The sequence below is a fragment of the Brevibacillus sp. M2.1A genome (assembly GCF_013284355.2).
GTDB lineage: Bacteria > Bacillota > Bacilli > Brevibacillales > Brevibacillaceae > Brevibacillus.
Genome location: NZ_JABSUY020000001.1, coordinates 1,517,982 through 1,538,063, shown reverse-complemented (window position 1 = coordinate 1,538,063; position 20,082 = coordinate 1,517,982). Strand labels below are relative to the sequence as shown.

The following is a 20,082-nucleotide window of genomic DNA, read 5'->3' as shown; positions in this document are numbered from 1 at the left end:
TCATTATTTGCAAAAAAACAATTGCAACCGATTTTTTCATGTCATATAATCTGACATAAATAAAAATAGTGTCAGGTTATATGACACAGAAAAGAGGTGGATGGATGGAACCTACTGTCGCAAGTCTCTCGTCTGCCATTGACGCCACATGGGTCATGGTCTCTGCTATTCTGGTCATTCTCATGCAGGTTGGATTCGCCCTGCTGGAAGCTGGTTCTACTCGCATGAAAAACGCTGGTCACGTCGCAGGAAAAACAGTCCTAACCTTCGGCATCTGCTCGATTGCCTTCTGGGCCTTTGGCTTTGGTCTGACGTTTGGAGACGGGAACTCTTTCATCGGACTTTCCGGATTCTTTTTTGACGGCATGCAAAAAGAAGCTTTCTCCGCTTTTTCCGCTGCAACTGTCCCTATCTCGATCCTCTTCCTCTTTCAGCTCGCTTTTGCAGCCGTTTCACTCGCGATCGCCTGGGGCGGTTTTGCTGAACGCGCCAAGCTATCCATTTATTTTATTTTCAGCGTACTGTTTACTGTCCTCATCTATCCTGTCGTCGGTCACTGGGTATGGGGCGGCGGTTGGTTGGCGCAGCTCGGGATGCAAGACTTCGCTGGTTCTACGGTTGTCCATCTCCAAGGGGCCATCGTCGCACTCGTCGCCACTATCCTTTTGAAGCCCCGTATTGGAAAATACAATCGCGACGGCAGTTCCAATCTGATTCCTGGTCACAACCAAGTCTACTCTGTCTTAGGTGTCCTGTTTCTTTGGATCGGTTGGTTCGGGTTCAACGCCGGCTCTACATTAGGCAGCACATCTGGATTTTTCGGCTATATTGCCGTCACTACCAATCTCGCTACCGCAGCGGGTGCTGTCGCCGCTCTTGCTATCTCCTGGATCGTCATGGGAAAAGCAGATATTCCAAGCATGCTCAACGGCGTCCTCGCTGCTCTCGTCGCGATTACAGCATCTTGTGCCTTTGTCGATCCGTGGGCAGCTGTCGTGATTGGCGCTGTGTCAGGTATTCTCACATTTTATACATCCATTTGGTTTGACCGCATGGGGATTGATGATCCTGTCTTCGCTTTTTCTGTGCATGGGGTGGCTGGTATATGGGGAACGTTGTCCACGGGCTTATTCGCTACCCCAGAGCTTGCTGAAAAGGTCGGCGTAGGCGGTCCTGGGCTGTTTTATGGCGGTGGCCTGCATCAGTTAGGGGTTCAGGCGTTGGGGTTGGCTGGCTCCGCGCTCTACGTCTTCGTGGTAGCCTTCATCATTTTGTATGTATTAAAAGTAACCATTGGCCTGCGAGTCACTGAAGAGGAAGAGGTGGTTGGTCTTGACCTTAGCGAACACGGGGGATACGGCTATCCCGAACTGCTCCAGCCTGAACGCGTACGACCGGCTGCAGCTACCCAAAGCAGCACCTCTCACTCTCTCACCTGAACAAGTGGAAAAAATACGGAATGTTGACTCCTTTGACGAGCTTGCCTTATTGCGACGAGAATTGTTGGACCCTTCTGTGTTGCGTCCATTAAATCGCGCAGGGGAATTAGCCCCCTTTTCCATCGTCGTCAATCTGATTCACGACAATCTCATCCGACAAGGGGTGCTCCTCGCCGTAAACGACCTTGCCAAAAGAGGCTTGGGTACCCCTCCAGTCCCCTTTGCCTTTCTGCAATTCGGCAGTGGCGGTCGATCAGAGCAAGCACTCATCAGCGATCAAGATAACGGTCTCGCCTATCAAATGCCAAATCATCTGGGCGAACAGGAAAAAGAGAAGATACATGGCTACTTTCAATTGCTGGGGGCGACGATCGTTGCAGGCTTGGAAGTGGCTGGTTATCCTCCCTGCCAAGGGAATGTGACTTGCCTCTCACCAAAATGGCGAGGTAGCACCGAGCAATGGCTGGACCAAATAGACAGATGGGTCTCTCACCCCATATGGGAGAACGCCCGTTATTTACTGCTCGCAAGTGATGTGCGTGTCTTATGGGGGGAATCGGCCATTTTTACTCCCGTCCATGATCGTTTCCGTCAATTGCTTGCAGGGAATGTCTTCTTGCTGAATCGACTGGTGAGCAATACGTTGCATTATCGGGTGCCGCTCGGAATCTTTGGCAGAGTTTTACCTGAGGTCCATGGACGATTCCGGGGTGCCATCAATGTGAAGTATGGCATCTATTTGCCACTGGTAAATTGCGTACGGCATTTTGCCTTGGCGCATGGAATCTTTGCCAGTTCTACCTTGGAACGCTTGGATCTACTCGGCGAAAAAGGCGTCTGGAGCAAAAGCTTTTGTGACGAGGTAGCCGCATACTTCCGCCAAATTCAAGGTTTGCGACTGATCGCCCCCCTCCATTGGGAAGATGGGCAATACACAAGCAATAGCTATATCAAACTAGGGGAGCTTTCTCCTGACACCCAAGCGATGGTGCGACAGTCGATGAAGCTGGCGATCCGCCTGCAAAAAATGACCGAAAAGCTCCCCTCCGTTTTTGGGGGATAGGAGGAGATTGCGTGGCAAAATGGGACTTATTCGGTCGCATTTGGCATATGAACCGCGACGTTCCGGGTAATGCAGATGACAAACAACACATCGCCTATTTACGATCCATCTCCAAAGCGAATAAACCAGTCGATTCCAGTGCCGATATTCCTCTGCACGATCTGGAGGTTGTCGTCGTTGATCTGGAAACGACCGGTTTTTATCCCGATCACGGGGACGCGATTATATCGATGGGAGCAGTCGCCATGAGAGGAGAACACCTCCTCCTCGGTGATTCTTTTTATACGTTGGTCAATCCAGGACGGGCGATTCCTCCACACATCCGCTCTCTCACTGGGATTACCGATGATATGGTTGCCGATGCTCCCGAGCTAGTAGAGGCTTTGTCCCGTTTTTTTCAATTCGTTGGAGATCGTCCGCTCGTTGCCCATCACTCTCGCCATGAGCGTGAATTTTTGCGATCTGGGCTTTGGAAAACGAGCAGGCGTCCATTTACCCATCGCATGCTGGATACGATGCTGCTCATCCGATTGTTGAGCAATCCGATTGGCAACGGCTCGCTGGACGCCCTCTGTGTGGCCCACGACATCCCGATCTCACGCAGGCATCACGCTTACTGTGACGCTGTTGCCGCTGGTACACTCTGGGCGAAGTATTTGATTAAAGCACAATCCCAAGGCTATACACACCTGCGGCAGGTTTACGAAGCCGTACGCTAGAATTAATGCGAATCGTTTAACAAGTCCTACCAACCAACTTGAGGAGAGAATATCATGCTACAGATCCGAGACGCAGTTCTGAGTGACCTGCCCGCTATGCTCGCTATTTACAACTACGCGGTGGAAAATCTGGTTGCTACCTTTGACTTGGAGCCACAGACCTTGGCCCAGCGCGAAGTGTGGTTTCACAAACACGGTGGCAGACATCCGATCATCGTCGCCGAATCCGAAGGGAAAGTGATCGGATATTGCAGTCTGTCCGTTTTCCGCGAGAAGCCCGCCTATCAAAAATCAACGGAACTGTCTATTTATATCGCCCCCGATAAAAGCGGGAAAGGTATCGGCACTGCCTTGATGAGTGCGATTCAGGAGCGCGCCAGACAACTCGAATACCATACGATCATGAGCGGAATCGTAGGCGGCAATGACGCCAGCGTGAAGCTACACGAGAAATTCGGTTTTACATTGGCAGGGAAGTTTCAAGAGGTGGGATTCAAGTTCGGAGAATGGCACGATGTTCATTTTTATCAATGGATGGTCAAGTAACAACATACGAAAGCCGACACCCCTTTCCACAAGGAAGTGTCGGCTTATTTGTTTTTGTAAGAAGCGAATCCCTAAAAGTGGCACATCTTAAGCCAGGGTCTAATCCCTTAGCCCTTATGATATTAGTGTAACCGACGGATGATTATAAGTCTATATCTTTTTGAAAATTTGCACTAAAGTAGGTTTACCTGGCCAGGGAATCAAAAACAGGAGGTAGCCCTGCTGTGCAATGGCTGTCATGGGATCTGAATCTAAAGACCAGATTGATCGGCGAGACGCTTTTCAACTTATTGTTTTGGATGTACTTTCCCTTCCTCACCCTCCACTTTAGTGATACCTTTGGCAAAAATGTTGCCGGGTTACTCATGGCAGTACCACCGATTATGAGTACGATCGGCAATCTTTTTGGCGGCTATTTGGCTGATCGATTTGGTCGTCGATATGTCATGCTGTCAGGAGCGTTTTTGCAGGCAGGCATGTTTGTGCTGTTTGCCTTCTCCCTCTCTTCTTGGATCGATTATCTTGCGTTTATAGGAATCGGGCTTGGTAAAGCGCTATACAGCCCGGCGAGTTCTGCCATGGTCGCTGATCTCACCTCCGAAAAAGACAGACGGAGAGTCTTTGCTACCTTTGTTACAGCCATGAACATTGGCGCTGTTTTGGGACCCGCTCTGGGTGCTATCTTTTTCTTTCAATACCGAAGTGAGCTGCTATGGACTTGTGCGCTTGTCACTTTTTTGTATTCGATTGCAATCTGGTTCAATGTGAGAGAGACACTGCCACAGTCCGTAAAAAGCTCTGTCGCCTCTATCCATTTCCCTTCCGTTATGAAGGAGCAATGGCAGAGCTATGCCGTCATTCTACGCGACAAAGCTTTTGCGATCTATATTTTCGCAGGCATGCTGATTACGATCGCAATCGTGCAGCTCGATCTATTTTTGGCAGTCTATGTAAAAGAATTCGTCCCAGCACAGACGCTGTTTTCGTGGAATGCCTGGTCACTCTCGCTTAGCAGTACGGAGATTTTCGGATGGATGCTGGGAATAAGCGGCCTTCTGTTTGTTCTGTGCGCTTTGCCTGTTACCAAATGGTTTGAGAACTGGAGCGACCGGAATGTCTTCCTCTTGTCCTCCCTGCTATTTGGCATGGGCATGTTTTTGGTAGGATTCACGACGAATGCCTGGCTGTTGTTCGGATGCGTGGTCGTCTTTACCGTAGGGGAAGTGATGAGAACTCCGGTTGAGCAGAGCTTCGTCAGCAAATACGCACCAGAACATGCACGCGGACAGTACATGGGTGCGGCTAACCTGCAGTACTCACTTGGCCGCTTCCTCGCTCCCGTGACCGTCATTCTTTCGGAGTGGATCATACCGATTGGCGTTTTTGGGTTTATCCTGTTCTGCTCCCTTTTGAGTGCCGTTCTTTACGTAAAGCTATTCCAAATCGTTCAGAACCGCGAGTCCTCTCCTTCCAACTAAACGACAACAAAAAACGAAAAGTGGTTGCGCAGCCATAACCTCTGCCAACCACTTTTTCCTTTTCAGCATTATAATTTTTTGGGAGCTTCTAACTTCACAGGGTCAACCATTACTTTTATCTGTGCTGGCGTTCCTTCAATCGTTACTTTCACATCGGAAGCAACCATTTCTTTTGGCGTTTTTGCAATGTTCGTAACCGCAATGAACTGATCCAGCTCCGGAGTCCAGGCAAGTCCAGTAGCTTGGATCATCGCCTTCACTGTATGAACGTCAAAAACCCCTTCATACATGATACCGTCTATTGTTTTTTGATCACCGCTCAGCATGACGCTAACCCATATTGCTTTTTCACTTGCCACGTTTTCTTGTTTTGGATAATAAAAGCGGTAGTAATTCGTCTGCTTGTCTAGCTCAAGCTGAAAAGGAAGGGTATGAATTCCTTTCACAGCTAAATCTTCTTTGATTTTGTTGTAATGACTCAGGTACGTGTCTGTTGACATCTCTTTAAACGAGGAAGCAGAATGGGAGATGCTGTTTTCAATTGCAGTCGTTTGGTTAGACATTCCGAGGATGGCAAGACCAGCGACTACGACAATGGCTACTGCTGCGATGGAGACTGCAATTTTTTTCATGATGCGCTCCCTTCAGCAGAAGCCGCATCGATTTCCTTTGCCCCTGTCATTTCCAACAAGGCCTCATAAGAGACTGGCAAAAGTGATTCTGCGATACCAGCCGCCGTATAAACCACAGAAAAGCGTTTCAAGGACCGATCCACATAGACAGGCACTTCTTCCTGCAAAGCAAATGGACAAACCGCTCCGACACGGAAACCTGTCATTTTTTCTACTTCTTCCGGCGTAGCCATCTTTGGCTTTCCTTGTCCAAACGCTGCCTTCACTTGCTTGGGATGGACGCGTACATCGCCTGCTGCCACGAACAAGGCGAACTGCTCATCCACCCGAAACAAGATCGACTTTGCAATTTGGCCGATCTCGACACCTAATGCCTGTGCAGCCACTTCGGACGTAGGCAACGGCTGTTCAAACAAAATCGGCTCGATACTCGAATCATAACGTTGTACGTAGCTGCGAACCTTTTCCAAAGGGCTAACAATCATTCCCCGTCACTCCCAATCTCCACTAAAAAAACGTCATCGCCTTGTGACACGCTGCCCGTCGTGACAACCGAAGCATAAACACCAAAGTGATTATTATGACGCTTGACGCATGCCTTCAATACGGCAGGAGTCATCGCCAAGGTTTCTGGATCGATATTGACATACACACAGCGCTCGCAGTGCTTGTTGACTTGCAAGGTCACATCATTGATTTTGATCTGTTTGCCCAGCCATTTGTCTTCAGCAAACGGCTCATCATCCTCCAGGACAACGACCAAATTCCCTCGAAAGCGTCGTGGATCTACCTGTTCTGCCCCAATCTGCCGCGCGATCTCTCTGAGAGATGCATCCGTGACCAGCAAAATGTGGTCTTCCCAGTTCACGCCGCCTTTTTGCGGACTACTAATCATAGGCGTAATGGAGCGCTTCACCGTCTCCGCGACATGGGCAAATAAAGCATCATCCCACGTATGTACACTGCCATCCCGGGCTTCAATCCGAATCGGCGGGTACGCTTCTTTTCCTGTCCCTTCGCTCATGCTGGCATGATATCCGATAAGAGCGGGCACAACATCCGCACTGAGATACTTGCCTTGACGAGTATTGTCCCAAAAATAATAGGCACGGTCTCCATACAAGCCAAATTCATCGACCGTACTTGATGATAGCTCTTCCCCTCGCATTCCTTTGACAGGATGACGGAAAATGGTCTGTAGTGTTCCTACTTTTTTCATTCGGCTCCCCTCCCCAACGCTTTCCTATCCGGATATAAACGAATTGCGAACCCGCCCCCAAAACGTCAGTCGCTTGTAGCGAGCGAATTTCACTTTGTCAGGTCCCACTCTGCAACGAATGGAACACACATCTTTCCACACTGCCTGCTCGCGATCCAAGCCGATCATAATCTCGGGATTCATGACGATCAGCTCTACTTCATGATGCTTCGGCAATACGAGCGAGCTGTTGATCGTCCGATACGCTTGGTTATTGATCGAAGCAATCTCGGACAACTGAATCGCCTCAATGGACGGATGGACAATCGCTCCATCCACCGCCTTGTTGTAGGCTGTACTTCCTGATGGTGACGAAACGATCAAGCCGTCACCGCGAAACGTCTCCAGCTCATCGCCATTTATATAGACGCATGTCACCAAGGTAGACAAATTCGCGTTACGCAAAACCATTTCATTCAACGCCCACTTTTCGTACTGCTTTCCATCTCTTGTACTGATCCTGCATTGGACAGTCGGGTATTCCGCGATCAGAGGCTCTTCGTGTATCAAACGCTCAACGAATTCGTCCAGCTCCTCGGGACGCCAGTCCGCATAGAAGCCGAGATGTCCCGTATGAATGCCCACATAAGACGGCTCGATCCCGTATTGATGGACGGCTTCCAAAAGTGTCCCGTCTCCCCCGATGGACAACACCATATCCGGTTGCTCACCGGGTCCCTTCACAAAAGTAAACGGGCTGTTTGCTGCATGCAGCTTTTCTTTTAATGCTTGTTCTACTTCTCGTGTATAATCGTCATTTCGCAGTACAGTCGCAATCTTCATGCTGGTCTGCCCTCACTTATCCTTACAAGCGGTCATGTACGCTCTGTTGTTTGTCTTCACTATACCATAGGAAAAATCGACTTGCATAAAATCCCACTTGTCACCAGCGGTCACTCTGAAAAGACTGGTTGCGAAATTGAGATAAACGCCTCTTCGTAGCTGGTGATATTTCCCGAGGAAGCTCATCCCAAGCGAAAAAGCGCATTTCCGCTACTTCTTTGTCATCCTTATGCAATTCTTGGCCAGTTGTAAGGTCGACATGATACAAGGCAATATGATCTCGTTTCCCTTCTCGCTCACTGTAAAAAAGATGGCAGAGGGTAAGTCCGTCCGCTCGTATTCCGCACTCCTCCCACAGCTCTCTGCGAGCAGCATCCCCAAACGACTCTCCTCGCTCCACTCCCCCTCCCGGCAAATACCAGCCATGGACATACGTATGTCGAATTAACAAAACTCCCTTTTCTTTATCCGTTACAATGACACGAACACCCAAGGTGAGAGGCTTGCGGATTTTCCAATACCATTTCGCCACTGTATGGTACCAGGCCATATTTCCACCTCGCTTTTTCCATGTGCTACCATTCTTTAGCCACCTATATTTTCCCTGCCATAAACAAGAAAAAAACAGGCCTATCAACGGCCTGTCTCACGCGAGGCGATTCTCCAGCTCTTTGACAACCGCTTCTGCTTTTCGAATCCATCTCGAATCAATCTGTGCGTCCTTGTCTACCGGCTCTTGAAACTGATTCATCAAGCCCGAAGCGAGCGCCTCCGTGTAGCCGATATCTTCCTCTACCCCAGTCTGGTACACATGTCGGATCACAAACGGCCGCCCGATTTCCAACCATGCATCTGGGCTATCAAGCTCGCCTTGCAATACTTTTACAGGTAAGCGCAAAAAGACCGTGTTTTTGTCATCCAGCGCCCGGTCGAAGTACCCTTGCTCATAATCCCAGTTGGATAATGTAAAATGCGGTTGAAGCGCTTCACGAAAATAACCGAATGTCGCCCGCGTGCCTGGCAAATTGCTGTTTATGTGTTGCATCGTCAATCCCTGCCTTTATTTATTTTGTGAGAAACGTCCACCGTTTTGTTCGTAGTGTGTGACAAAAGGCGAAGTTGTACTCTCACGTCTACAAAAAGCAGCAAGCCTCCTAAGCCGTGATGGCCTTGAGAGGCTTGTAAGTTCCCCACCATTAAATCAAGACAATTGTCAGGAGTGTAAAGAGCGCCAATGGAATGATTTTACGTCCGTTCCGGCATCTTTTACGTCTTCTCCCTTGAACTCTTGGCAAAACATATGGCGGTGGGGGTGGTGGTGGCGGACAAAAAAATGGCGGATACGGCGGGAATGGTGGGAATGGCGATAGATTTTGCCCGTAAGGACTTACCTGCGGATTTTGCTCGCTATACGGACTGACTTGGGGAGCGGGGCGATTACTGCTGCTATACGGGCTGACTTGGGGGGCGGGACGATTGCTGCTGCTATACGGGCTAACCCGTGAGTTGTTGGAACTGCCGAAAGGGCTGACCTGACCGTATGGATTGTACCCATCACCGTAAGGACTTACCTGCGGATAGTATGGATTGCCTCCATAAGGACTGAGATCGCCATAGGGAGGATAACCTGCATACGGATTATAGCTCACATACTGAAAGTAATAATCAGGATATTGCCCCCATCCTCCGTACGGCTGCCGATTGGCCACTTCCATTACTTGATAAGGATTGTAGCCATCATAGTTCTCATAATCATACTCATCGAAAACTTCTTCTTCCTCCGCATCCTGGTCCACAACTTCTACGTATACGTTCTGATCATCATAATCGACAATGACGCCTTCAAACACTTGCCCGTCAATCGCTTCGATGCGCACTTTTTTCTCCACGTGCTCCTTGCAGATGTTGTGCACATTTTCTCGCATATCCTTTAACAGGCTGACAAATTGAATGTCAGCCTGATACAGGTTTTTTTCAGAATCAGACTGCATGGAAACTCCTCCCCTTCTGGTGTTTCTTTATTACCATATACAAGTGCCCATGGGGAGGTTACCGGATTCTAGGCCAGACTAGCCCAATTTACAGAAAGCGGGCAGGTAAAAATGGCAAAAGGCGCTCCGTCTCCCCTTTTTCCACAAAGTCCGCCATCGATTTTGCAGTGACAGGAGAAAGCAAGATGCCATTGCGAAAATGTCCACCTGCGATCGACAGTCCTTCCCAGCCAGGAACGGGGCCCAATAGCGGCTTGCCATCTTGTGTCGCAGGTCGAAGTCCACCCCAAGCCTCCAGAAAGGTAGCGGAGTGAAGCGCAGGAACATACGGCATGGTCCCTTGCAGGATACTCGCCAAACCTGCCATTGTAACGTCTCGCTGGAAGCCACTCTCATCCTCAGTCGCACCAATGACAATTTTTCCATCCTTTTTCGGGGTGATGTAGCCTGTCGTTCCGAAAATCACCGTTCGCAATGGAATGCCCACGGACGAAACGGCCGCAATCTGTCCACGAACAGGGCGAATCGGCACGGAAATACCAAGCATCTCCAGCATCATTCCAACCCACGCTCCCGAGGCAATCACGGTCTGTTCGGCACGCAGTGACCCTGTAGAGGTCTCGATCCCGATTACTTTTCCGCCTTTTACCGCAATGCCGCTCACCACGCAGCCAGATAGCAGCTTCACTCCTTGCAATTGGCAAGCAGTTGCCAAGGCGCGAAGAAGCATTCGATTGTTGATGTGTCCTTCGTACGGCGAATAGATGGCCGCTTGCACTTGATCGGTCAGAAGCGGCTCTATCTCTTTCACTTGTGCTGTAGTCGAGAGCCAGTGTACAGCATGGCCCGCTTCTTTTTGCCAACGGTACTTGTCTGCAAGCTGTTGGACTTCTTCCTCATTTAACGCGACGGTCAGCAATCCCTCCAGGCTTAGCTGTACATCTCCGCCAGTCAATTCTTCCAGCTCTGCAGCCCATTCCGGGTATAGCGCAAGTGACTCCATGCCCAAATCGAGCATCGGTCCAAGTGCTGTGAATTCTTTCAAAGGAGCAAGCATTCCTGCAGCAGCCGAAGACGCCTGCCCTCCCCATTCACCCTGCTCGACGAGGGTAACGCTCACCCCGCGCCGCGACAGCTCGTATGCCAAGCTCAATCCGATAATTCCTCCACCCACTACCAGACAATCACTCATCTTTTTCTCTCTCCTCACCATGTTGACTAAAAACGACTTGTACGTTGCTGTTGTGGCGTGGAGGAAACAGGAGAAAACGCTCAGCTTCTAGGGCCACCCCCTGGGGGATTGACTGCACGACTCCATGCAAAAAGCGAAACCGCGTCCAAAGCGGTATCTTCAAGGATGTGTTTCAGAGGTGGACGCTTAAGAGCGTGTTTCGCGTGTTTCGCTTATTTCTCCTGTTTCCTCTACGAGCCTTTCGTGTTATCCGATTTTTAAAGATTTTTAATTAATGAAGAACGCAATCAGTTACGCCAGAGAAGAATATTTCCAGACGTAGCGACTTGTGGAGTCCTACCGAGCGGAGAAGGGATTCGCGGGCAACAGAAACGCAACCGTGCCCATACGACGTAGCGGCTACCACTTTTGCGTTTCCCCGCGAATCCCTTCGGAGCGGGCAGTCCCAGCCCCCAGCAGGACGGAGCCTGGAGCTTAGACTGGAAATATTCTTCTCTCCACTACAGCCACACATAGCCTCCATAACAAAAAGCCCACCAATTCCCGAGCAGGAAAAGGTGGGCTACATGCGCATAGGTAACAATCAAGCGAAAAGCGCTGTCTGCCGGCAACCGTATCCCTGCGCCGGCATGATCCGGATCAGGTGCAATGGGTCGATGGTCAGTTGCTTCCATCCTCTCAGCCCCGCATGAAGGACTCCCCAAGTTGCTTGTTCATTATGATATTCCTTTGTAAGTATAGTCCTGTTTGCAACCATCTGACAAGCACGTCCGCTGGTTAATCCTCATCCTTCACATCGTAGCTCTCCGGAATCGGTTCATGACGCGCGGCATCCTCGAACTCCCGGAGCTTGCGAATTTCCTCCAGATGATGATTGAATTGCTCTTTGTTGATAATGTACTCATTGCCGTCATGGACAGCACGGATGCGCCCCTGCTTGATTTTTTCCATAATAAACGTCTCGGGAAGCTCCAAATAGGCGGCTGTCTCCTCAACGGTCAAATACGTCTTATTCTCGCGCAATCTAGCCTCCAGTTCCGCTTTCTGCCGCTCGTAGCCCGGTTTACCCAGCAAGGCAAACATATTGGCTTTGTACGCCTCCACCCCTGGCTGATCAAACGGATTGACGCCTAGCAAATAGCCGCTGATTCCGCATGCCTTTTCAAAAAAGTAAATCAGTCCGCCAAGATAGTAAGCTGTCGCCTCCGGTATTTCCACAAGCAGATTCGGTACGCCGCCGTCCACATGGGCCAGCACCGTTCCCTCGAAAGCCTTTTTATTGACATACCCCATTCGTTTGCCAGTCAAAAAATTCAATCCATCGACGTCAGCGGGGTCCTCCTGGACAGTCAAATCCACAGCGGGCTTTGTCACAGACAGAACGGTCTCAAACAAATGCCTCATGCCGTCCTGTATGTATTGACCCAACGAATGCAAGTCCGTTGAAAACTCGGCTGAAGCCGGAAAAATTCCTTTGCCGTCCTTGCCTTCCGATTCCCCGAAGAGCTGCTTCCACCACTCCGCAAAGTAGCGAAACTGCGGTTCATAGCTGACCAACAGCTCCACCGTCTTGCCTTTTCGATAGAGTGCATTACGAATGGCCGCATACTGATAACACGGATTGTCACGCAAATCCATGACCATGTAGCGTTCGCGTGCATCCTTGGCCCCTTGCATGAGCGCATCCATGTTCGCCCCGCTTACAGCGATCGGCAACAATCCAACCGCGGTCAGGACTGAATATCGCCCACCAATATCATCTGGAATGACAAAGCACTCATATCCCTCATCATCCGCCAGCTTTTTCAGGGCTCCTCGCTGTTTATCCGTCGTAATGTAAATTCGTTTTTTGGCCTCTTCACGTCCGTATTTCTTTTCCAGCCATTCCCGAAAAAGTCGAAACGCGATAGCGGGCTCAGTCGTCGTGCCCGATTTTGAGATGACGTTGATGGACACATTTTTTCCTTCTACTACGTCCATCAGATGAGAGATATAAATCGGACTAATATTGTTGCCCACAAAATAAATCTCTGGAAAACGACGCTTGGACTTCGGCAGCAAATTGTAGAAGCTGTGACCTAAAATGTCAAGCACCGCTTTTGCCCCTAGATACGACCCTCCGATGCCAATCACCAGAAGCACATCAGAATCTGATTGAATCCGTGCTGACGCTTGGCGAATTCGCTCATACTCGTCCCGGTCGTATTGTTCCGGCCAATCGACCCAACCAAGATAATCCTTTCCGGGTCCAGTCCTTGAATGAAGCATTTGATGCGCAATCTCGATCGCTGGAGAAAGCTGCTCCCACTCATGCTGTTTGACAAAGGCTCGAGCGTTGGCGTAATCAAAGCGAATCGGTTTGTTCATAGCTCCCCTCCGAGGAACGTCATCTCATCTTTATCTATGATATCACGGCAATTGGCGGCAAAGAACTTCCCGATAAAACGTATCAAAATGCGTTTAAATGTGTCCAAAATGTGAACATTCGGCGTTTTATGTTACCTTTTTCCAGCACTACCGTAAAACCCTTTCGAGCAATGAAATAATATGGTTCTTACCAAAGCAAGGAGAATGAACATGAAAAAACGATGGTGGATCATCGGTTCCGTCGTAGTCCTCCTGGGCATCGGGGGCGTTGCTTTTTCCATGATGGGATCGCAACAAGCTATGGGAATGCCTGTCAACATCGGCGCACCAACGAAATCGGCTTTGGAAAGCAAGGTTTTGACATCAGGGCTCGTCACCGTAGAAGACAAGCTTAAACAGTACGCCAACGTCACCGGAACCTTACGGGAGTTTGTTTTCAAGGAAGGCGATAAGGTGAAAAAGGGGCAAGTGATTGCGAAAATCGACACATCCGATGTCGATAGCAAAATTCTCGAGCTGGAAGCGCAAATGGAGTTGGCCAAAGCCAACCTCGCCAAGGCACAAATCGGCAACGAGCCGGAAGAAGTCGCACAAGACCAAGAACGTGTCTCCCAAGCCCAGCGCGAATACGACGCGGCAAAGCGAGAATATGATCGGATGAATCAATTATTCACTTCTGGCGCTTCTACCCAGCAAGAGCTGGACAAGGTGAAATCACAAATGGATAGCGCTCTATCTACGCTGAATGTCGCCAAGCAACAGCTCGCTCTCAAGCAAAAGGGACCACGCAAGGAAGACATTGCCGCTCAGCAAGCCCAAATCAACAAGCTGAACGTAGAAAAAGCACAGCTGAATAAAGAACGTGTCCAAAGCGTCGTTGTAGCACCTATGGATGGAACCGTCGTTGGCGTTGCAGCGGATAACGGTCAATACGTCAACAAGGGAACGGAAATCTTGACCCTTGCCAATCTGAACAATCTGTTGATTGAAGCAGATATCAACGAATCCGATGTCAACAAGCTCAAAATCGGTCAATCTGCCACGATTGAAGGCGTGACACTCGGAAAGAAAAAGCTGAATGCGGAAGTTACTCGCATCTCTCCAACCGCGACCACTACTGCCACCAAGTCGGGGCAAGGTGAAAAAACACGCGTCAAAGTCACCCTCAAGCCATCTGGAGATCTCTCTGCTTTGAAGCCTGGCTTCCATGTGGACATCAACATCTCCGTCGAAAAAATCGATAATGCCTTGCAAGTCCCAATCGAAGCTGTACAGCAAGATGCTGACGGCAGCACCTTTGTCTGGGTATCTGCTAATGGTGTTGCGAAAAAGCAGAAGGTCGAAACCGGTATGGAAAATGAGTTGTTCACTCACGTCAAGTCCGGACTGAACGGTGATGAGCAAGTGATTCTAGGCCCTGTCGAATCCCTGACTGAAGGAGCACCAGTCATGCCGATGAGTGGCGGCGGCGCACCAATGGGCATGTAACACGTAAAGAAGGAGGTCAGCCGACGATGCTTCATGTAGAAGGCTTGACGAAAGCATACAAGACGGGTGATACCGTACTGCCCATCTTAAAAGGTGTCTCCCTGCTGGTGGAACAAGGCGAATTCGTTGCCATCATGGGGCCATCAGGATCAGGGAAATCGACGTTCATGAACATGCTGGGCTGTCTGGATCGTCCAGATTCAGGTTCGTACATGTTAGATGGCATTGAGGTCAGCAGCCTGAAAGATACCGAGCTCGCCGTTGTTCGCAACCAAAAGATCGGCTTTGTGTTCCAATCGTTTAATCTGCTCGCCCGCTCTACCTCCTTGCACAATGTAGAGCTGCCGATGATGTACGCCAATGTCAGTCGCTCAGAACGGCGCAAACGGGCTACAGAAGCACTCAAGCGAGTGGGACTTGCTGAACGTATGGATCATAAGCCAACCCAACTATCCGGTGGTCAAAAACAGCGTGTGGCGATTGCCAGAGCACTGGTCAATAAACCAGCGATCCTGCTGGCAGACGAACCGACGGGAAATCTGGACAGCCGCTCCGGGGTCGAAATCATGGCCATGTTTCAGGAGCTGCATGCGCAGGGCGTTACGATCATTCTCGTTACCCACGAATTGGATATCGCCCAGCACGCTGAGCGGATTGTGACTTTCAAGGATGGCGTGATCATTCGCGATGAAAAGGTTACGGAGCGGATATTCTCCAAGCCGTCTGACGAGGTGATTGTCACATGAATTTTATGGAAAGCTTTAACACCGCCGTGGAGGGTATTTGGGCGAACAAAATGCGCTCGATCTTGACCATGCTCGGGATCATCATCGGGATTACCTCCGTCATTGTCGTCACGGCACTCGGTGAAGGTGGACAGAAAGCCATCAATGAAGAGATGGAAAAGTTCGGGCAAAACACGTTTAGCGTCTTCATCAATTGGGAGACAAAAGAAGAGATAGCCGCAGAAGATATGACCGTGGAAGATACCGAGGTGCTCGGCAGGATTAGTCCTGCCATCGAATACATCGTGCCTTCCAACTCCAGTACGATTGATTTGAAGGGGCCGAAAAAAGAAGAGCGCGTCAACCTCACTGCCTCCACTGCTGACTATTTTTCGATGCAATCAACCTTGAAGGTGGCAAAAGGGCGACTTTTCAACGAGGTAGATGACAAAGAGCAACGCGCTGTCATCGTTCTTGAGGAACCTCTTGCTCAAAAGCTGTTCGGTCAAATGAGCCCGATTGGTCAGCGCGTTCGTTGGGGCAATCAATCTCTCGTCGTAATCGGGACGTATACGGAAGAGAAGTTCAAGTTTGACATGGCAACGAGCTATGGAGCGATTATTCCCATCCGTTACGAAATGAGCCTGCAGGAAGAGCCTTCTGTTCAAATGATCATGGGAAAAGCGATCGACAAAGCCTCTGTCGACCCAGCCATGCAGCAGGTCAAACAGTATTTAGGCCGCAAGCATCAAAAGGAAGACCATTACAGGGTTCGCAGCATGCAAGAATCGATGGATCAGTTTAATCAAATGACGGGCACCTTAACGCTGATCTTCAGTATCATTGCAGGAATCTCCCTCGTGGTTGGCGGTGTCGGCGTTATGAACATCATGCTCGTATCCGTGACAGAGCGTACTCGCGAAATCGGGATTCGCAAAGCCTTAGGGGCACGCAGACGAGATATTTTGATTCAGTTTTTGATTGAATCGGTCATCGTCTGCTTGATCGGTGGATTGATCGGGGTGTTGTTCGGCCTTGGTATCGCTTCGATCATTGCCTATTTTGCACAGTTGCCGCCGCTAATGTCCTGGAACAGCGTATTTATCGCATTCGGCTTCTCCAGTGCCATTGGTATATTCTTCGGCCTCTATCCGGCCAACAAGGCAGCTAAGCTCGATCCAATCGAAGCACTGCGCTACGAATAAGGAAGAATGGTGCAGCCAATTTTCCTTCCTTAAATGGGCGTGTAGCCTTTTCGAAAAAACAAGCACCTGTAAGCTCTCTGGCTACAGGTGCTTGTTTATGTTGGCAACGTATCCGTTACCAGCTTCAAAAGAAAAAAAAGCGCAATCCCCACGCTCGCGACTGTCCACCAGAGCGGCTTGCTGTCAGCCTTTTCTGCCTTGTAGATCCCGATTAACTTCCAGGTCCCTACTGCCACACACAAGAGGCTAAACAGGAGCAGGATTGTCCCCATGACCTCCCTCCCCTCACTCCTAGCTATATGGGAATGGGAGAGAAAAAATCACTTCTTCGAGTCCTTTTTGCCCAATCGGCCGAGGACCATCCGGCCCCGCTCCTTGATCGACTCGTCCTTGATATCTTGTTGCCGCTTCTTCATCAAACCGTTTTTGGAAGTATCCGGTCGGTCCGTTTGCCGTCCATCCCGCATTAGCTGTACTTGCCTCCGCTTTTTTTCTCGTAATCGTCCAAAAGCTCAGCAAAGCTCTTGTTGCGCTCGCGTTCTTCCTGCTCCCGGCGCTTTTGTTCGGCTGCTTCCTTTTCTTTGCGCTCGCCTTCTGTCTTCATGTCTTTTTCAAGCTGCTTGAGTGCTCCGAGCGCATCTGCATTCAGCATATCTTTCAAACTGTTCAATCCGCTTTTCGCGTCTGCCGTAGTTGTTGTCACTGCTTGACGCTGTTGTGGTTTTCGTTGTTTTTTCGCCATTGAATTGCCACCCTTTCCCTATCCTCATTCTGTCCTCATTCTCTGGCCCCATCCGGGTCATACTATCTTCATCTTTCACAAAGAGGAGGACATCACATGGTTCGCAACAAAGAAAAAGATTTTGGAAAAACCGCTGAAATTCGAGGACCCAAAGCCCAATCCGAGGCTGTCCGCTCTGACGGCTCCATTAATAGTGAACCACAAGAAAGGCTAAAAGAAAACCGCTAACAAGAAAACCGCCGGGCAGCCATTATGCTCGGCGATTTTTACTGGACGGCAGGCGCAAGCTCCCATCCGAAACCGAATAAGGGGTCAGTGACTGATGCATGCTATGGGAAAAAAGGAGGTCCAGATGATGGATAACGAGAAGCAGAAGAACGATCAGACGAAGGATATTTCCCTCGATGGGACGCTGCCGCATCAAATCAGTGCTCCTGACTTCAAAAACTCGTCCCGTACGATTCAAAAGCCATTCGTCAATGAGTTCGGAGTCGTCATCGGTGACAGCTTGTACGAGTCCAAGGAATCTCCCTTACACAACTGGAGCACAGAAACCGATCCCTCCGTCATGGCAGGGGACCGGTGGGTACATCCGACCAATGACATTGGCTGGAACTCGATAGAAAACCGTGAGCTCCTTGAGGATCAAGAAGAACCAGATAGAGCGCGCTTTATGCACCCTACCCTCGATGTGAGCAAAGGCAAGGACTAATACCAGCTTTTTCATGCAAGCCCGTTCGGCAGAGGCACATCTGACCGGACGGGTGTTTTTGGATTGCACCTGCACCTTGAGCCTCGGGACACTACTCTGACTTGTGTTACAATGGAAGTCAAGTAGCAGAAAGGAGCTAGTCCATGAGTATTACACTTGCGATAGAACCAGCGTTTTCCCTTGCCTATCAACGTTATGCCGGCTTTGTTCCGGGAGATACGCTTCGATTATATGTACGAACAAGCGGCCCCGGGACCGGTGGCATGTTTTATGCGATTGAAAAAGATGAGACCCTCACCGATGATGCTGTGTTTGAAGTAGAGGGATTGCGATTTGTCATTCGTCCGACTGATTTCTGGTACTTCGACGGGGGACATCTGAGCTACAATCCGCTCCATGGCGAGTACGGCTTTTACTTCACCAACCCTCGTCTGGATGGCAACTAGAAAAGAAACTTCTCTCTCTTTGATTCGTAAGAAGGAATATCTGCCTATATCTTCTGGGAGGAAAAACGATGAAAAAAAGCCGTTCAGTCCTTTTGGCGATCGGTGCTTTCTTACTTGCCAATTTAAAATGGATACTTAGCATACTGAAGTTTTCGAAATTCGGAACCACCATTATATCCATGGGGATTACCTTGTGGGCGTATGCCGTTTTCTACGGATGGAAATTCGCCGTGGCTCTCGTCTATCTGATCTTCGTCCACGAAATGGGCCATGTGATTGCCGCCAAGCGAAAAGGAATCGCGACTTCACCCGCTGTCTTCATTCCTTTTGCCGGAGCCTTCATTGCCATGAAAGACATGCCGCGCGATGCAAAAACGGAGGCGTACTTAGCCTACGGCGGACCCTTGGCGGGGATGATTGCTTTCTTGCCTGCCCTCCCGCTGTATTGGTATACGCAGGACCCTTTCTGGGGCTTGGTTATCTACTTGGGCGCCATGCTCAATTTATTTAACCTGCTGCCCATCTCCCCGCTGGATGGCGGCCGCATCGTTTCGGTATTGTCGACGAAGATTTGGTTTATCGGGTTAGTCGGGCTTGGCGTTATGCTGTTCGCCAACCCAGGACCGATTACTGTGATCATTTTCATCATCGGCTTGATTACGTGGTACAACCGCCTACGTGGAAGCTATCAACAAAAGCTCCTGCAATACGAGCGCGAAAAGATTGCAGACTTCCAGCAAAGCATAGCCAAATGGCCCGCTCTGGAATCGACATGGGATATTCGCACGCAAATGAATGCCGAGGTCAATGCGATCAATCAGGAAGATTTGAAGAAATTCTATGTTCCATTTTTGCAGGACAAAAAACGCCTTCAGCGTGATTTCAAGCGACTCGATAAAGTGTATGTGAACAGAAAATGGGAACTGTTCAGACTGTGGGAACGAGAGCCTGTACTGTATTACGATTCTGACCCGAACCGACCGATCCCATCGGATGCGCTCCGTGATGGAGAACGTGCGGCGCAAGAGAGGCTGGCTGAACTGGATGAGCAAATGCACCAGCTCACTACGTACTACGACGCACCTGCCTCTACGAAGTGGAAAGTGTTGGCTGCCTATCTCGGTTTAGCTGCTGTTTTGTCAGCGTTTTTCGTGTACGCCCAACAAATACTGCACAGGTAACCGCTTGCACTTTGCGTTGCTTGACAAAAATGGATGCCCATCTGCGGCGTTCTCCGAGCGCAAAAACATGCGCTACGGTTATCTGAGAGTCGCTCTTCCCGACCAAAAGGGCGTA

The 20,082-nt window shown here is 49.8% G+C and carries 24 protein-coding genes, 1 pseudogene and 1 riboswitch; of the genes and pseudogenes, 12 read left to right on the top strand and 13 right to left on the bottom strand.

The annotated features are described in order from the left end of the window. Nucleotides 1-104 precede the first annotated feature (104 nt). From HP567_RS07480 to HP567_RS07460, 5 genes are all read left to right on the top strand, one after another. Nucleotides 105-1,439, top strand: coding sequence for an ammonium transporter (locus HP567_RS07480; protein WP_173611283.1), 1,335 nt, complete (start codon nucleotides 105-107; stop codon nucleotides 1,437-1,439). 49 nt (nucleotides 1,440-1,488) lie between these two features. Continuing rightward, nucleotides 1,489-2,502, top strand: coding sequence for a DUF294 nucleotidyltransferase-like domain-containing protein (locus tag HP567_RS07475; protein ID WP_173611431.1), 1,014 nt, complete (start codon nucleotides 1,489-1,491; stop codon nucleotides 2,500-2,502). An 11-nt stretch (nucleotides 2,503-2,513) separates the two neighbouring features. Further along, the gene (locus HP567_RS07470; protein WP_173611282.1) at nucleotides 2,514-3,221 is read left to right on the top strand and encodes a 3'-5' exonuclease; all 708 of its coding nucleotides are present in this window, start codon (nucleotides 2,514-2,516) and stop codon (nucleotides 3,219-3,221) included. Between the two features lie 54 nt (nucleotides 3,222-3,275). After that, complete coding sequence (locus HP567_RS07465) at nucleotides 3,276-3,767, top strand: GNAT family N-acetyltransferase (protein WP_173611281.1); 492 nt, start codon at nucleotides 3,276-3,278, stop codon at nucleotides 3,765-3,767. Between the two features lie 224 nt (nucleotides 3,768-3,991). Next, the gene (locus tag HP567_RS07460) at nucleotides 3,992-5,245 is read left to right on the top strand and encodes an MDR family MFS transporter (protein WP_173611280.1); all 1,254 of its coding nucleotides are present in this window, start codon (nucleotides 3,992-3,994) and stop codon (nucleotides 5,243-5,245) included. Between the two features lie 68 nt (nucleotides 5,246-5,313). Here HP567_RS07460 and HP567_RS07455 read toward each other — a convergent pair whose 3' ends face one another. From HP567_RS07455 to HP567_RS07415, 10 genes and pseudogenes are all read right to left on the bottom strand, one after another. Beyond that, entirely contained in the window at nucleotides 5,314-5,877 is a 564-nt protein-coding gene (locus tag HP567_RS07455; RefSeq protein ID WP_173611279.1) for a hypothetical protein, read from the bottom strand. Beyond that, nucleotides 5,874-6,362 carry a YbaK/EbsC family protein gene (locus tag HP567_RS07450; RefSeq protein WP_173611278.1) on the bottom strand — a complete coding sequence of 163 codons (489 nt, stop codon included), beginning with the start codon at nucleotides 6,360-6,362 and terminating at the stop codon, nucleotides 5,874-5,876. Before HP567_RS07450 ends, HP567_RS07455 begins: the two co-directional genes overlap by 4 nt. Continuing rightward, nucleotides 6,359-7,096 carry an MOSC domain-containing protein gene (locus HP567_RS07445; protein WP_173611277.1) on the bottom strand — a complete coding sequence of 246 codons (738 nt, stop codon included), beginning with the start codon at nucleotides 7,094-7,096 and terminating at the stop codon, nucleotides 6,359-6,361. The genes HP567_RS07450 and HP567_RS07445 overlap by 4 nt, the downstream gene beginning before the upstream one ends. 24 nt (nucleotides 7,097-7,120) lie before the next feature. Beyond that, on the bottom strand, nucleotides 7,121-7,918 hold the full coding sequence (locus HP567_RS07440) for an NAD kinase (RefSeq protein ID WP_173611276.1): 798 nt from the start codon (nucleotides 7,916-7,918) through the stop codon (nucleotides 7,121-7,123). A 100-nt stretch (nucleotides 7,919-8,018) separates the two neighbouring features. Next, the gene (locus HP567_RS07435) at nucleotides 8,019-8,468 is read right to left on the bottom strand and encodes an NUDIX domain-containing protein (protein ID WP_173611275.1); all 450 of its coding nucleotides are present in this window, start codon (nucleotides 8,466-8,468) and stop codon (nucleotides 8,019-8,021) included. Nucleotides 8,469-8,564: 96 nt separating this feature from the next. Beyond that, entirely contained in the window at nucleotides 8,565-8,963 is a 399-nt protein-coding gene (locus tag HP567_RS07430; protein WP_173611274.1) for a YugN-like family protein, read from the bottom strand. A gap of 151 nt (nucleotides 8,964-9,114) precedes the next feature. Beyond that, on the bottom strand, nucleotides 9,115-9,909 hold the full coding sequence (locus HP567_RS07425) for a hypothetical protein (RefSeq protein ID WP_173611273.1): 795 nt from the start codon (nucleotides 9,907-9,909) through the stop codon (nucleotides 9,115-9,117). Between the two features lie 88 nt (nucleotides 9,910-9,997). Then, on the bottom strand, nucleotides 9,998-11,101 hold the full coding sequence (gene thiO / locus HP567_RS07420) for a glycine oxidase ThiO (RefSeq protein ID WP_173611272.1): 1,104 nt from the start codon (nucleotides 11,099-11,101) through the stop codon (nucleotides 9,998-10,000). A 596-nt stretch (nucleotides 11,102-11,697) separates the two neighbouring features. Continuing rightward, a riboswitch (TPP riboswitch) is annotated at nucleotides 11,698-11,814 on the bottom strand. A 64-nt stretch (nucleotides 11,815-11,878) separates the two neighbouring features. After that, nucleotides 11,879-12,103 (bottom strand): excisionase family DNA-binding protein, encoded by a 225-nt coding sequence (locus tag HP567_RS29965; RefSeq protein WP_307723640.1) that lies wholly within the window; start codon nucleotides 12,101-12,103, stop codon nucleotides 11,879-11,881. 15 nt (nucleotides 12,104-12,118) lie between these two features. Further along, a pseudogene (locus tag HP567_RS07415) lies at nucleotides 12,119-13,468 on the bottom strand (glucose-6-phosphate isomerase); the annotation flags it as partial. A 210-nt stretch (nucleotides 13,469-13,678) separates the two neighbouring features. Here HP567_RS07415 and HP567_RS07410 point away from each other — a divergent pair. From HP567_RS07410 to HP567_RS07400, 3 genes are read left to right on the top strand one after another with little or no spacing between them, the layout of a single operon-like run. Next, nucleotides 13,679-14,956, top strand: coding sequence for an efflux RND transporter periplasmic adaptor subunit (locus HP567_RS07410; protein WP_173611270.1), 1,278 nt, complete (start codon nucleotides 13,679-13,681; stop codon nucleotides 14,954-14,956). 26 nt (nucleotides 14,957-14,982) lie between these two features. Then, nucleotides 14,983-15,702, top strand: a complete 720-nt coding sequence (locus HP567_RS07405) for an ABC transporter ATP-binding protein (RefSeq protein ID WP_047073491.1) — start codon at nucleotides 14,983-14,985, stop codon at nucleotides 15,700-15,702. After that, nucleotides 15,699-16,886 (top strand): ABC transporter permease, encoded by a 1,188-nt coding sequence (locus HP567_RS07400; protein ID WP_173611269.1) that lies wholly within the window; start codon nucleotides 15,699-15,701, stop codon nucleotides 16,884-16,886. Before HP567_RS07405 ends, HP567_RS07400 begins: the two co-directional genes overlap by 4 nt. A 95-nt stretch (nucleotides 16,887-16,981) precedes the next feature. Here the strand turns inward: HP567_RS07400 and HP567_RS07395 are convergent, their stop codons facing one another. From HP567_RS07395 to HP567_RS07385, 3 genes are read right to left on the bottom strand one after another with little or no spacing between them, the layout of a single operon-like run. Beyond that, complete coding sequence (locus HP567_RS07395; protein WP_007724726.1) at nucleotides 16,982-17,158, bottom strand: hypothetical protein; 177 nt, start codon at nucleotides 17,156-17,158, stop codon at nucleotides 16,982-16,984. A gap of 48 nt (nucleotides 17,159-17,206) precedes the next feature. Further along, complete coding sequence (locus HP567_RS07390; protein WP_173611268.1) at nucleotides 17,207-17,353, bottom strand: hypothetical protein; 147 nt, start codon at nucleotides 17,351-17,353, stop codon at nucleotides 17,207-17,209. Further along, nucleotides 17,353-17,628 carry a DUF3886 domain-containing protein gene (locus HP567_RS07385; protein ID WP_173611267.1) on the bottom strand — a complete coding sequence of 92 codons (276 nt, stop codon included), beginning with the start codon at nucleotides 17,626-17,628 and terminating at the stop codon, nucleotides 17,353-17,355. The genes HP567_RS07390 and HP567_RS07385 overlap by 1 nt, the downstream gene beginning before the upstream one ends. Before the next feature lie 96 nt (nucleotides 17,629-17,724). On the opposite strand from HP567_RS07385, the gene sspK reads away from it, so the two are divergent. The 4 genes from sspK to HP567_RS07365 all read left to right on the top strand — a co-directional run bounded on the left by sspK (nucleotide 17,725) and on the right by HP567_RS07365 (nucleotide 19,967). Beyond that, nucleotides 17,725-17,856, top strand: a complete 132-nt coding sequence (gene sspK, locus HP567_RS07380) for a small acid-soluble spore protein K (protein ID WP_007724732.1) — start codon at nucleotides 17,725-17,727, stop codon at nucleotides 17,854-17,856. 127 nt (nucleotides 17,857-17,983) lie between these two features. Further along, on the top strand, nucleotides 17,984-18,340 hold the full coding sequence (locus HP567_RS07375) for a DUF3905 domain-containing protein (protein ID WP_173611430.1): 357 nt from the start codon (nucleotides 17,984-17,986) through the stop codon (nucleotides 18,338-18,340). 143 nt (nucleotides 18,341-18,483) lie between these two features. Then, on the top strand, nucleotides 18,484-18,786 hold the full coding sequence (locus HP567_RS07370) for an iron-sulfur cluster biosynthesis family protein (RefSeq protein ID WP_173611266.1): 303 nt from the start codon (nucleotides 18,484-18,486) through the stop codon (nucleotides 18,784-18,786). A gap of 68 nt (nucleotides 18,787-18,854) precedes the next feature. Next, entirely contained in the window at nucleotides 18,855-19,967 is a 1,113-nt protein-coding gene (locus HP567_RS07365) for a site-2 protease family protein (protein WP_173611265.1), read from the top strand. Nucleotides 19,968-20,082: the final 115 nt, after the last annotated feature.